A 12,628-nucleotide genomic window follows, 5' to 3' on the forward strand; every position below is an offset into this window, starting at 1 on the left:
GCGCACCTATTCAGCGAACTCTGGGATCCCTTTTATGCGCAAAACCTTCTCCGCTCCCCGTTCCGCCGCTGTCAATCATCCCGCTGCTGCGCAGGCGCGCGTTGAACACGCCGCCGCGCAGTTTCGCCAGGCGATGGCCGACGGCGACTACGCGCAGGCGCGTCAGTGCTGTGAAGCGGTATTGCGGGTAATGCCGAACCATATGCAGGTGCTCAGCGACTATGCACTGACGCTGATGCGCACCGGCGACTATAAAAAATCGTACAAAATCTATCAGAAAATCTGCCAGGCGCCTGACGCACAGCGTGCACAGGCTTCGGAAACCTGGCTGGATGGCCTGACCGAGGTCTGCGGCTGGCTGGATAAGCCGGATGAGGTGGCACGCTACGGTCTGGCTTCGCTGATGCACTCTGATGCCCGCTTTTCTGCCGGACAAAAGCACCCGTTTCCGGCTGATGCGCCGCCGGCGTTTAACCCGCACAACCCGGCGGAAAACAGTATTGCGTTCAGCCTGTATGGCAATCAGCCGCGATACTGCGAAACGCTGATTAAAAACGTTGAGGTCGCGCGCGAGCTCTATCCGGCATGGCAGTGTCGCGTCTATCTGGATAAAAGCGTGCCGCAGCATGTCTGGCAGCGCCTGCAGCACGCTGGCGCACAGCTGGTTGATATGTCACACGAAAATGAGATTCAGCCTACGCTCTGGCGTTTTCTGGTGATGGATGACCCCATGGTCAGGCGCTTTATCATTCGCGACGCCGACTCGCTGCTGTCAGAGCGCGAAGCTGCGGCCGTGCAGGCCTGGCTCGACTCGCCGTTCTGGTTTCATCATATGCGTGACTACTTTACCCATACCGAACTGCTGCTGGCCGGAATGTGGGGCGGCTGTCACGGCGTCGTCCGCAATCTTGCGCAGCAGATGCGCGACTTTATGGCGCGCTACACTGGCAGTCAGCGCTTTACCGATCAATATTTCCTCAAAGTGGCACTGTGGCCCACCGTTCGTGCCAGCCTGCTCAGTCATGATGATCTTTTTCATTTTCATCAGGCGCAGCCGTGGCCTGCTCACGCCCCCGTTCGCTGGCAAACGGAACATTTTCATGTCGGCAGTAACGCCGGCTATGCCAGCATGACCGGTAAGGCTACTGCCCCCTGCAACGGTACGCAGCAGGTTGAACTCGCCTGCGGCGGCCAGAGCTGGTGTTATCCGGCGCGCGTGGTGAATGAGAGTGAATGGGTGCTGCCGATGCCGTTTTTTCTGATCGACGCCTGGAAAGCGGGCGAACTCACGGTCAGAGCCTGCTGAGGTCCTGCGGGCTGGCGGTCAGAGATTTCAGTAGACATTCCTCCAGGCCAACTTTACCTTTCCCCTGAGCATCGCGAGGGGCGGGGGGATCATGGATCAGCAACTTATTATTACGCTTGTACTGGCACTGGCCGGTCTGGGTATCGGCTGGCTGCTGGCGCAGCTGCGTGCCGGTCAGCAGCATGCCAGCCTGACCGCGGAGCATCGCCTGCTGGAAGCGGCGCAGCAGCGTCAGCAGCGCGAGCAGGAACAGCTGCAGCTGCAGCTCCGGCAGCGTGAACAGGAGCTGCGGCAGCTGCATGGCACCCTGAGCGGGGCGCAGGAGCGCCTGCAGCAGCTGGATTACTGGCGTGCTGAAAGTGAACAGCTCAGCCGCGAGCTGCGTAATCAGCTGGAGGTCAACAGCGCACAGGAAGCGGAGCTGCGCGAGGTGACTATCCGGCTGGAGGAGACGCGCTTTGCCGCTGAAGAGAAGCAGCGGCTGCTGACCAGCAGCGAGCAGCGTCTGAGCGCCCAGTTTGAGAATCTTGCGAACCGCATTTTTGAAAACAGCGGTCGCCGTGTTGATGAGCAAAATCGTCAGAGTCTTAACAGCCTGATTGCGCCGCTGCGCGATCAGCTGGATGGCTTTCGCCGTCAGGTCAATGAGAGTTTTGGTCAGGAGGCGCGTGAGCGTCATACGTTAACGTATGAGATCCGCCAGCTGCAGCAGCTCAATGCACAAATGGCGCAGGAGGCGTTAAACCTGACCAAAGCGCTGAAAGGCGACAACAAGATTCAGGGTAACTGGGGCGAAGTGGTGCTCAGTCGGGTACTGGAAGCGTCCGGCCTGCGTGAGGGGTATGAGTATGAAACCCAGGTGAACATCGCGCTGGAGCAGGGGCGCATGCAGCCCGACGTGATTGTCCGGCTGCCGCAGGGCAAAGATGTGGTGGTGGATGCCAAGATGACGCTGGTCGCGTATGAGCGCTACTTTAACGCTGAGGATGATGCCGCACGGGAGCTGGCTATTCAGGACCATGTTGCGGCGATGCGCGGTCATATTCGTCTGCTGGGGCGAAAAGATTATCAACAATTACCCGGTTTACGCTCGCTGGATTATGTGCTGATGTTTATACCGGTGGAGCCGGCGTTTTTGCTGGCTATCGATCGGCAGCCTGAGCTGATTAGCGAGGCGCTGCAGCAGAATATCATGCTGGTCAGTCCGACTACGCTGCTGGTGGCGCTGCGTACTATCAATAATCTGTGGCGCTATGAGCATCAGAGCCGCAACGCCCAGCGGATTGCCGATCGCGCCGCACGGCTCTATGACAAAATGCGGCTGTTTGTCGATGATATGAGCGGCATCGGACATAATCTGGACAAGGCGCAGCAGAGCTATCAGCAGGCGATGAAAAAGCTGGCAGAAGGGCGCGGCAATCTTATCGCCCAGAGCGAGGCGTTTAAGTCGCTGGGAGTCGAAGTTAAGCGGCCCATTAATCCGCAGCTGGTGCAGCGGGCGCTGCCGGATGAAGCGGATGAGCGCTGGGCAGAGGATGATGCGGAAACGGCAGCGGAAGTGCGCCGTATCAATGAATAACCGGCGGCAACGTGCTCGGATCGCGCGACTCTGATACACTTCGGAGAGAATTATTTGTGGAACAGGTAAAACCGATGGCAGATGAATCACAGCAGGAAACTACTCACTTTGGCTTCCAGACCGTAGCAAAAAGTGAAAAGGCCGATAAAGTCGCGGACGTGTTTCATTCCGTTGCGGCAAAATATGACCTGATGAACGATTTGATGTCGTTCGGCGTCCATCGCGTATGGAAGCGTTTTACCATTGACAGCAGCGGCGTGCGTCGCGGTCAGCGCGTGCTCGACCTGGCAGGCGGCACGGGCGATCTCACGGCGAAATTTTCCCGTCTGGTGGGTGAAACCGGGCAGGTGGTTCTGGCGGATATTAACAGCTCGATGCTGAAAATGGGCCGTGAAAAGCTGCGTAATCTTGGGGTCACCGGCAACGTCAGCTATGTGCAGGCGAATGCGGAAGCTCTGCCGTTCCCGGATAACTATTTTGACTGCATCACCATCTCGTTTGGCCTGCGCAACGTCACGGAAAAAGAGAAAGCGCTGGCTTCAATGTTTCGCGTGCTGAAGCCGGGCGGTCGTCTGCTGGTGCTGGAGTTTTCTAAGCCGGTGCTGGATCCGCTGAGCAAGGCGTATGACGCCTATTCATTCCATATTCTGCCGCGTATCGGGCAGCTGGTGGCGAATGACGCAGAGAGCTATCGCTATCTGGCTGAATCTATTCGTATGCATCCCGATCAGGAGACCCTGAAAGCGATGATGAACGACGCCGGTTTTGAAAACAGCACGTATCACAACATGACTGGCGGCATTGTCGCGCTGCATCGTGGCTTTAAGTTCTGAGTGACCATGACGCTAACCCCTCTTATTACCGGCGCGCTTGAAACCGCGCTGAATCGTGTACTTTATCGCGATCGTAGCCTGAAAGCCGCCCGGCAGCGCCTGGCAGGTAAGGTGCTGCTGCTGCGGCTGCAGGAGCTCGATTTTCCCCTTGTGCTGGTCTTCAGCGAAACGCGACTGGACGTGCTGGGCGACTGGCAGGACAGCAGCGACTGCAGCGTCAGCCTGCGCCTGAGTACGTTGCCTAAACTGCGCGATCGCCAGCAGCTCACCGGCCTGATCCGCAGCGGCGAGCTGAACGTTGAGGGCGATCTGCAGGTGGTACAGCAGTTCTCCGCATTAATGGATCTGGCTGAACTCGATCCGGCAGAGTATCTGGCACCCTGGACCGGTGATATTGCGGCACAGGGTATCAGTCAGGCCGGCAGGCGGGCGCTGGCTTTTGCGCAGCAGCAGGTAACGCGCCGTCAGGACTATCTCAGCCAGGTGGTAACCGAAGAGTGGCGGCTGGCGCCGGGTGCGCTGGAGCTGGCATGGTTTGCAGAAGAGGTTGAAGCGATGGAGCGTTCACTAAACGCCTTTGAGGCGCGTCTGGCACAGCGGGAGGCGAAATGACGCTCGGAGAACTTCGGCGCTTATATTTTATCGTTAAAATTTTTCTGACCTACGGGCTGGATGAACTCATACCGCACATGCGCATCACGCTGCCGCTGCGGCTGTGGCGCCGCTGCGTATTCTGGATCCCCAACCGGCATAAAGAAGCGGAGATGGGCCTGCGCCTGCGTCTGGCAATGGAGCAGCTTGGCCCGGTCTGGATCAAGTTTGGTCAGATGCTCTCAACCCGTCGCGATCTGTTTCCGCCTAAAATTGCCGACGAGCTGGCAATCCTGCAGGACCGCGTCGCGCCGTTTGACGGCGTAAAAGCAAAAGCGCAGATTGAGCGCTCGATTGGCGGTCCGGTTGAGACCTGGTTTGACGATTTCGATATCAAACCGCTCGCCTCTGCCTCTATTGCTCAGGTCCACACCGCGACGCTGAAATCTAACGGCCGCAAAGTGGTCATCAAAGTGATCCGCCCTGATATCCTGCCGGTAATCAAAGCGGATATGAAGCTGATCTACCGGCTGGCACGCTGGGTGCCGCGCCTGTTGCCGGATGGTCGCCGCCTGCGTCCGATGGAAGTGGTCCGCGATTACGAAAAAACGCTGATTGATGAACTCAATCTGCTGCGGGAAGCGGCCAATGCGATTCAGCTGCGCCGTAATTTTGATCAGAGCCGCATGCTCTACGTACCGGAGGTCTACTCCGATTACTGCAGCGAAACCATGCTGGTGATGGAGCGGATTTACGGGATCCCGATCTCCGATGTCGCCACGCTGGAGCAGCACGGCGTCAATATGAAGCTGCTGGCTGAACGCGGCGTGCAGGTTTTCTTTACCCAGGTATTTCGCGACAGCTTCTTTCACGCCGATATGCATCCGGGCAACATTTTTGTCAGTTACGATCGTCCGGAAGATCCGCAATATATCGGTATCGACTGCGGGATTGTGGGATCGCTTAACAAAGAAGATAAGCGCTATCTGGCCGAAAACTTTATTGCCTTTTTTAACCGCGACTACCGCAAGGTAGCGGAACTCCACGTGGATTCCGGCTGGGTGCCGCCCGATACTAACGTTGAAGATTTTGAGTTTGCTATCCGCACCGTCTGTGAACCGATTTTTGAGAAGCCGCTGGCGGAGATCTCATTTGGTCACGTGCTGCTGAACCTGTTCAACACGGCGCGCCGCTTTAATATGGAAGTGCAGCCGCAGCTGGTGCTACTGCAAAAAACGCTACTCTATATTGAAGGGATTGGACGACAGCTCTACCCGCAGCTCGATTTATGGAAAACCGCGAAGCCGTTCCTGGAAGAGTGGATCAAAGATCAGATCGGTCTTCCGGCGCTGGTACGTAAGGTTAAAGAGAAAGCGCCTTTCTGGGCAGAAAAACTGCCAGAACTGCCGGAACTGTTTTACGACAGCATGCGCCAGCATAAGTTATTGCAGCACAGCGTTGATAAACTGGTTAATGAACTGAACGCGCAGCGTACCCGGCATCACCAGTCGCGCTATCTGTTTGGCGTGGGGGCTACGCTGCTGTTAAGCGGGACGGCAGTACTTCTGAGCCGGCCTGACTGGGATTTCTTCCCGGCGCTGTTAATGGCAGCGGGCATCGTGACCTGGCTGGTGGGCTGGCGCAAGACAAACTAATTGTTTGCCTGGTGCAAATCGCGTAATGTCGCAGGCCGGAGCCGGTTTCCCGGCCCGCCACATTACAGTTTTTCGTTTTGTTAAGTATTTCAGAGGCATATCTCATGGGCGGTATCAGTATCTGGCAATTGTTAATCATTGCCGTCATCGTTGTACTTCTGTTCGGCACCAATAAACTGCGCAACCTCGGTTCAGATCTTGGCTCATCCATTCGCGGCTTTAAAAAAGCGATGAGTGATGAAGATGAGAAAAAAGATCTGCCTAAAGAGCAGGATGCTGACTTCAATGCCAAAACGCTGGCAGATAAACAGCATGACCCGGTGAATAAAGATCAGCCGCGGGATAAGTAAGGTGTAACTGTGTTCGATATTGGCTTTAGTGAACTGGTTCTGGTGTTCGTGATCGGCCTGATTGTACTCGGGCCGCAACGTCTGCCGGTGGCGGTAAAAACGGTAGTGGGCTGGATCCGGGCAATTCGCTCGCTGGCGGCTAATGTGCAGCACGAGCTGGCGCAGGAGCTAAAGCTGCAGGAGTTGCAGGACAGCCTGAAGAAAGTGGAAGAGGCGGGAAAGGGAACGCTCTCTCCGGAGCTGAAGCAGTCAATGGAAGAGCTGCGTAAAACCGCTGACTCCATGAAGCGCTCTGTTCAGCAGAGTATTGATATCGAAAAAGCGGAGGATGAAGCGAATACGATTCATCAGCCTGCCGCGGTTAAACCTGATGTGCCGCCGGCTGCTGCCGTCACGCCGGCGCAGGCGGAGCATCACGCCAGCGCTCCGGCGCAGGCACCTGCCGCCGCAGAAACCGTCAGCGATCGGGCTGATGCGGCGCACTCACCCACTCCCCTCTCTGCAAAAGATGAACGATAACCATGGCTGTTGAAGATACCCAGCCGCTCATCAGCCATCTGATCGAGCTGCGTAAGCGTCTGCTGAACTGCATCATTGCCGTGTTTGCGATTTTTCTCTGCCTGATCTATTTCGCTAACGATATCTATCACGCGGTCGCCGCACCGCTGATCAGCCAGATGCCGGCCGGCGCCAGTATGATTGCCACAGATGTTGCCTCGCCATTTTTTACGCCGATCAAGCTGACCCTTATTGTCTCGGTGTTTCTGGCGGTTCCGGTGATCCTCTATCAGGTATGGGCATTTATCGCGCCAGCGCTCTACCGGCATGAACGCCGGCTGGTTATGCCGCTGCTTTTCTCCAGTACGCTGCTGTTCTACGTGGGTGTGGCTTTTGCCTACTTTATTGTCTTTCCGCTGGCGTTTGGCTTTTTTGCCAAGACCGCGCCGCAGGGCGTCACCATTGCGACCGACATTACGAACTATCTCGACTTTGTCATGACGCTGTTTATGGCATTTGGCGTTGCGTTTGAAGTGCCGATAGCCATCGTGCTGCTCTGCTGGACCGGGATCACCACGCCAGACGATTTGCGGAAAAAACGGCCTTATATTCTGGTCGGCGCTTTCGTTGTTGGGATGCTGCTCACACCGCCAGACGTTTTTTCCCAAACTTTGCTCGCTATTCCGATGTACTGCCTGTTTGAAGTCGGCGTATTCTTTTCCCGCTACTATGTGGGTAAAGGGCGTAAAGCGGCAGAGGAAGACTCCTGATCGCGTTTACGCAGGACGCCCCGTTGCGCGCGGGGTGAAAGCATTTTACAAACCGCCCGCCTGCCGGGCGGTTTTTATTTGGGGAAAGAGATGTTTGATATCGGTGTAAACCTGACCAGCACGCAATTCGCAAAAGATCGCGCTCAGGTGGTTAAGCGCGCGCGCGAAGCAGGTGTCACCGGCATGCTGCTTACCGGCACTAACGCGCTGGAGAGCCAGCAGGCACGACAGCTGGCAGCACAGCATCCCGGCTACTGCTGGTCTACGGCCGGCGTCCATCCGCATCACGCCAGTGAGTGGTCCGCAGAAACAGCCAGCACGCTGCGCCGCCTGGCAGAGAGCGAACAGGTGGTTGCCATAGGGGAGTGCGGGCTCGACTTCAACCGCAATCTGGCTGCGCATCAGCAGCAGGAGTATGCATTCGATGCCCAGCTGGCGCTGGCTGCAGAGCTGCAGCTGCCGGTGTTCTTACACTGCCGCGAAGCGCACGATCGCTTTGTTGCGGTGCTGGAGCCGTGGCTGCCGAAGCTGACGGGAGCGGTGGTACACTGCTTTACCGGCACGCGTGCGGAGCTGGAAGCCTGTCTGGCGCTGGGCCTCTCCGTGGGCATTACCGGCTGGGTGTGTGATGAACGCCGCGGAATGGCGCTGCGTGAGATGCTGCCGCTGATCCCGGCGGAGCGTTTACTGCTGGAGACGGACGCGCCTTATTTACTGCCGCGCGATATGCGGCCCCGTCCGGCCTCGCGGCGCAATGAACCCTGTTTTCTGCCTCATCTGGTACAGCAGGTGGCGGGCTGGCGCGGAGAGACGGCGGAGGCGCTGAGTGCGCAGGCCGACGCAAACGCGCGTCAGCTGTTCAGGCTGGCTTAAACCTTACGAAACAGTTTGTTATCCACACTGCGCATCACCTGCTTATTCAGCAGGTTCAGCAACAGGATCGAACGGGTTTCTCCGTCGGGCTCGGCAAAAATCGCCCGCAGCCCTTCAAACGTGCCGTCGGTGATAAGCACTTCATCGCCCGACTGCGGCGTTTCAGGATCCAGAACAATCTGTGGTGTATCGGTCTGCAGTGCTTCAATCACTTCATAGGGCACCGTGGCGGGCATAGCGCCGAAGCGCACAAAATGGCTGACGCCGCGCGTGCTGCTGATGGTGGTGGTATGAATCGCTTCCGGATCGAATTCGATAAACAGATAGTTAGGGAACAGCGGCTCACTGACAGTGGTGCGTTTACCGCGCACCAGCTTCTCCATCGCGATCGTTGGACTGAGGCATGTTACTGCCTGACGCTCAAGATGTTCCTTAGCGCGCAGCAGCTGTCCGCGTTTGCAATAGAGTAAGTACCAGGATTCCATAACTGCCCCCAAATAATGGATGCCAAGAATAACAAACCTGCAGTCAGAGTTATAGCGCATCGGCTGGCGTATACCGTGCCGGCCAGAGAAATTCTCTGCGAATTTTCTGATTAGTGCGTTATCTGTGCGCTTTGCGGCAAGAGAATTGACGACCAGGGCGCATCTGTATCAGACTGCCAGACCATTACGGATCTGCACGATTTCCCGATTCACTCTGGCCGGAAAACTGAAGCCACATGAAATACCAGGACTTACGAGATTTTCTTTCGCTGCTGGAACAGCGTGGCGAGCTCAAGCGCATCACTCAGGAGATTGATCCTGAACTGGAGATGACCGAAATCGCCGACCGCACGCTGCGTGCCGGCGGCCCGGCGCTGCTGTTTGAAAACCCCAAAGGGTATGACATGCCGGTGCTGTGTAACCTGTTTGGCACGCCAAAGCGCGTGGCGATGGGTATGGGGCAGGAGGAGGTCAGCGCGCTGCGCGACGTCGGTAAACTGCTGGCATTTCTGAAGGAGCCGGAGCCGCCCAAAGGCTTCCGCGATCTCTTTGACAAAATGCCGCAGTTTAAGCAGGTGCTGAATATGCCAACAAAGCGTCTGCGCAATGCTCCCTGTCAGGAAGAGATCTTCAGCGGCGATGAGGTTGATTTGTCGCGTATTCCGGTGATGAAGTGCTGGCCTGGCGATGCGGCACCGCTGATTACCTGGGGGCTGACCGTTTCGCGCGGACCGCATAAAGAGCGGCAGAACCTGGGGATCTACCGCCAGCAGGTTATCGGCAAAAACCGGCTGATTATGCGCTGGCTGTCGCACCGCGGCGGCGCGCTCGATTTTCAGGAGTGGTGCAAAGCCCACCCCGGCGAACGCTTTCCGGTCGCGGTGGCGCTGGGTGCCGATCCCGCCACCATACTGGGCGCGGTCACGCCGGTGCCGGATACGCTCTCGGAGTACGCCTTCGCCGGCCTGCTGCGCGGCAATAAAACCGAAGTGGTAAAATGCGTCTCCTGCGATCTGGAAGTGCCCGCCAGCGCGGAAATTGTGCTGGAAGGCTACATTGAACCGGGCGACATGGCGCCGGAAGGTCCCTATGGCGACCATACCGGTTACTATAATGAAGTAGACAGCTTTCCGGTCTTTACCGTTACGCACGTTACGCAGCGGCGTAAACCGATCTATCATTCCACCTATACCGGTCGTCCACCCGATGAGCCTGCGGTACTGGGGGTGGCACTGAATGAAGTGCTGGTGCCAATCTTAATCAAACAGTTTCCGGAAATTGTCGATTTTTATCTGCCGCCTGAAGGCTGCTCCTACCGCCTGGCGGTAGTGACGATTAAAAAACAGTACGCAGGACATGCCAAGCGGGTGATGTTTGGCGTCTGGTCATTTCTGCGTCAGTTTATGTACACCAAATTTGTTATTGTGTGTGACGACGACGTAAACGCGCGCGACTGGAATGATGTGATTTGGGCGATTACCACCCGCATGGACCCGGCGCGCGATACCGTACTGGTAGAGAATACGCCGATCGATTACCTCGACTTTGCTTCACCGGTTTCGGGGCTGGGCTCCAAAATGGGGCTGGATGCTACTAATAAATGGCCGGGTGAAACGCAGCGCGAGTGGGGCACGCCGATCGTCAAAGATCCGGCGGTCACCGCGCGTATTGACGCAATCTGGGATGAGTTAGCAATCTTTGCCGAACCGCCGCAGCGCTGACGGCAGCAGAGAACCATAAGAAAGGGCAATTATGACGACGTTAAGCTGCAAAGTGACTTCGGTTGAGGCGATTACCGACACCGTATATCGCGTGCGCCTGATCCCGGAAGCGGAATTTAGCTTTCGCGCCGGTCAGTATCTGATGGTGGTAATGGATGAGCGCGACAAGCGTCCTTTCTCCATTGCCTCAACGCCAATGGAGAAAGAGATTATTGAGCTGCACATTGGCGCATCCGATCTCAATCTTTACGCTATGGCCGTGATGGATCGCATCAGAAGCGACCGCCAGGTAACGATTGATATGCCGCATGGTGATGCGTGGCTGCGGGAAGAGAGCGAGCGCCCGGTGATTCTGATCGCCGGCGGCACCGGCTTTTCCTACGCGCGTTCACTGCTGCTGACCGCGCTGGCGCAGCAGCCCGATCGTGATATCGCCATTTACTGGGGCGGACGTGAACTGCAGCACCTCTACGATATGGATGAGCTGGAAGCGCTGGCGGTAAAACACCCGAATCTCAAGGTGATTCCAGTGGTTGAGCAGCCTGCAGATGGCTGGCAGGGGCGCAGCGGGACGGTACTGACCGCCGTTATGCAGGATCATGCCGATCTGAGCGGCCATGACATCTATATCGCCGGACGCTTTGAGATGGCAAAAATTGCCCGTGAGCGTTTCTGCAGCGAGCGCGGCGCGCTGGAAGCGCAGATGTATGGCGATGCCTTTGCGTTTATCTGAGGCGCAGCCGTAAAAAAGCCCGCCCGGAAGGGCGGGAACACGTGCGATTCACAGGTCTCTGTTTTAGATACGTTCAAATACGGTGGCGATGCCCTGACCCAGGCCGATACACATGGTTGCCAGGCCAAACTGCACGTCATGCTGTGTCATCTGGTTGAGCAGGGTGGTGCTGATGCGCGCGCCGGAACAGCCCAGCGGATGCCCCAGCGCAATCGCCCCGCCATTCAGGTTTACTTTCTCATCCATCTGCGCCATAAGCCCTAAATCTTTGATGCAGGGCAGGGTTTGCGCAGCAAAAGCCTCATTAAGTTCAAACAGTCCGATATCCGCTGCGCTGAGTCCGGCACGCTTCAGCGCCATTTTGCTGGCGGGAACCGGGCCGTATCCCATAATTGAAGGATCGCAGCCGGTTACCGCCATACTGCGGATACGCGCACGCGGGGTGATGCCCAGTTCACGGGCGCGGCTTTCACTCATGATCAGCATGGCGGCAGCGCCGTCAGAAAGCGCGGATGAACTGCCGGCGGTCACCGTGCCGCTCACCGGATCAAACGCCGGCCGCAGCGCGGCCAGACCCTCCAGGCTGGTCTCCGGACGGATGACCTCATCACTCTCATAGCGCTTCAGCACGCCATCGGAGTCGTGCCCCCAGGTGGGAATAATTTCGCGGGCAAAATCGCCGCGCTGCGTCGCCGCCCATGCACGCTGATGCGAGCGGAAAGCAAACGCATCCTGCTGTTCGCGGCTGATATGGTGCATGCGCGCCAGCATTTCCGCTGTCAGGCCCATCATGCCGGCGGCTTTTGCTACTGTCCGGCTCAGGCCGGGATGGAAATCAACGCCGTGGCTCATCGGGACATGGCCCATATGCTCAACGCCGCCAATCAGACAGATCTGCGCATCGCCGGTCATAATGGCCCGGGCAGCATCATGCAGCGCCTGCATAGATGAACCGCAGAGGCGATTCACCGTGCTGGCGGGCACGCGGTGCGGAATTTCCGCCAGCAGCGCCGCGTTGCGCGCAATATTAAATCCCTGCTCCAGCGTCTGCTGCACGCAGCCCCAGATGATATCATCCAGCGAGGCGGGGTCGATCGCCGGGTTGCGGCTCAGCAGCTCCCGCATCAGATGTGCTGAGAGATCTTCCGCCCGCACCTGACGAAAGGCGCCGCCTTTAGAGCGGCCCATGGGCGTGCGTGCGGCATCAATAATGACGACATTTTCCATCTCTGTT

13 protein-coding genes are annotated in these 12,628 nt (G+C 57.4%); 11 read left to right on the forward strand and 2 right to left on the reverse strand.

Annotated features, from left to right (window positions below):
• Window positions 1–34: 34 nt before the first annotated feature.
• The 9 genes from LAC65_RS00590 (at window position 35) to tatD (ending at window position 8,455) form a co-directional block, all read left to right on the forward strand.
• Window positions 35–1,306, forward strand: coding sequence for a tetratricopeptide repeat protein (locus tag LAC65_RS00590; protein WP_039381793.1), 1,272 nt, complete (start codon window positions 35–37; stop codon window positions 1,304–1,306).
• A gap of 91 nt (window positions 1,307–1,397) precedes the next feature.
• A complete protein-coding gene (gene rmuC / locus LAC65_RS00595) occupies window positions 1,398–2,885 on the forward strand; it encodes a DNA recombination protein RmuC (protein ID WP_039381795.1) in 1,488 nt (495 codons plus the stop codon).
• Between the two features lie 74 nt (window positions 2,886–2,959).
• Window positions 2,960–3,718 carry a bifunctional demethylmenaquinone methyltransferase/2-methoxy-6-polyprenyl-1,4-benzoquinol methylase UbiE gene (gene ubiE / locus LAC65_RS00600; RefSeq protein WP_039381797.1) on the forward strand — a complete coding sequence of 253 codons (759 nt, stop codon included), beginning with the start codon at window positions 2,960–2,962 and terminating at the stop codon, window positions 3,716–3,718.
• A 6-nt stretch (window positions 3,719–3,724) separates the two neighbouring features.
• The gene (gene ubiJ / locus LAC65_RS00605; RefSeq protein WP_039381799.1) at window positions 3,725–4,330 is read left to right on the forward strand and encodes a ubiquinone biosynthesis protein UbiJ; all 606 of its coding nucleotides are present in this window, start codon (window positions 3,725–3,727) and stop codon (window positions 4,328–4,330) included.
• The gene (gene ubiB, locus LAC65_RS00610) at window positions 4,327–5,964 is read left to right on the forward strand and encodes a ubiquinone biosynthesis regulatory protein kinase UbiB (protein WP_039381801.1); all 1,638 of its coding nucleotides are present in this window, start codon (window positions 4,327–4,329) and stop codon (window positions 5,962–5,964) included. Before ubiJ ends, ubiB begins: the two co-directional genes overlap by 4 nt.
• Before the next feature lie 104 nt (window positions 5,965–6,068).
• On the forward strand, window positions 6,069–6,314 hold the full coding sequence (tatA, locus tag LAC65_RS00615; RefSeq protein ID WP_039381803.1) for a twin-arginine translocase TatA/TatE family subunit: 246 nt from the start codon (window positions 6,069–6,071) through the stop codon (window positions 6,312–6,314).
• A 9-nt stretch (window positions 6,315–6,323) separates the two neighbouring features.
• On the forward strand, window positions 6,324–6,833 hold the full coding sequence (gene tatB, locus LAC65_RS00620) for a Sec-independent protein translocase protein TatB (protein ID WP_039381806.1): 510 nt from the start codon (window positions 6,324–6,326) through the stop codon (window positions 6,831–6,833).
• Window positions 6,834–6,835: 2 nt separating this feature from the next.
• The gene (tatC, locus tag LAC65_RS00625; protein ID WP_039381808.1) at window positions 6,836–7,582 is read left to right on the forward strand and encodes a Sec-independent protein translocase subunit TatC; all 747 of its coding nucleotides are present in this window, start codon (window positions 6,836–6,838) and stop codon (window positions 7,580–7,582) included.
• Window positions 7,583–7,672: 90 nt separating this feature from the next.
• Window positions 7,673–8,455, forward strand: coding sequence for a 3'-5' ssDNA/RNA exonuclease TatD (gene tatD / locus LAC65_RS00630; protein WP_039381811.1), 783 nt, complete (start codon window positions 7,673–7,675; stop codon window positions 8,453–8,455).
• Here the strand turns inward: tatD and rfaH are convergent.
• The gene (rfaH, locus tag LAC65_RS00635; RefSeq protein WP_039381813.1) at window positions 8,452–8,940 is read right to left on the reverse strand and encodes a transcription/translation regulatory transformer protein RfaH; all 489 of its coding nucleotides are present in this window, start codon (window positions 8,938–8,940) and stop codon (window positions 8,452–8,454) included. The two genes, tatD and rfaH, sit on opposite strands and share 4 nt — an antisense overlap.
• A 236-nt stretch (window positions 8,941–9,176) precedes the next feature.
• Here rfaH and ubiD point away from each other — a divergent pair, with 236 nt between their 5' ends.
• Complete coding sequence (gene ubiD, locus LAC65_RS00640; protein WP_039381814.1) at window positions 9,177–10,661, forward strand: 4-hydroxy-3-polyprenylbenzoate decarboxylase; 1,485 nt, start codon at window positions 9,177–9,179, stop codon at window positions 10,659–10,661.
• 31 nt (window positions 10,662–10,692) lie between these two features.
• Window positions 10,693–11,394 (forward strand): NAD(P)H-flavin reductase, encoded by a 702-nt coding sequence (fre, locus tag LAC65_RS00645; protein ID WP_039381815.1) that lies wholly within the window; start codon window positions 10,693–10,695, stop codon window positions 11,392–11,394.
• Between the two features lie 63 nt (window positions 11,395–11,457).
• Here fre and fadA read toward each other — a convergent pair whose 3' ends face one another.
• Window positions 11,458–12,621, reverse strand: coding sequence for an acetyl-CoA C-acyltransferase FadA (gene fadA, locus LAC65_RS00650; protein WP_039381816.1), 1,164 nt, complete (start codon window positions 12,619–12,621; stop codon window positions 11,458–11,460).
• Window positions 12,622–12,628 lie beyond the last annotated feature (7 nt).

Source organism: Pantoea eucrina (assembly GCF_020079945.1).
GTDB lineage: Bacteria > Pseudomonadota > Gammaproteobacteria > Enterobacterales > Enterobacteriaceae > Pantoea > Pantoea eucrina.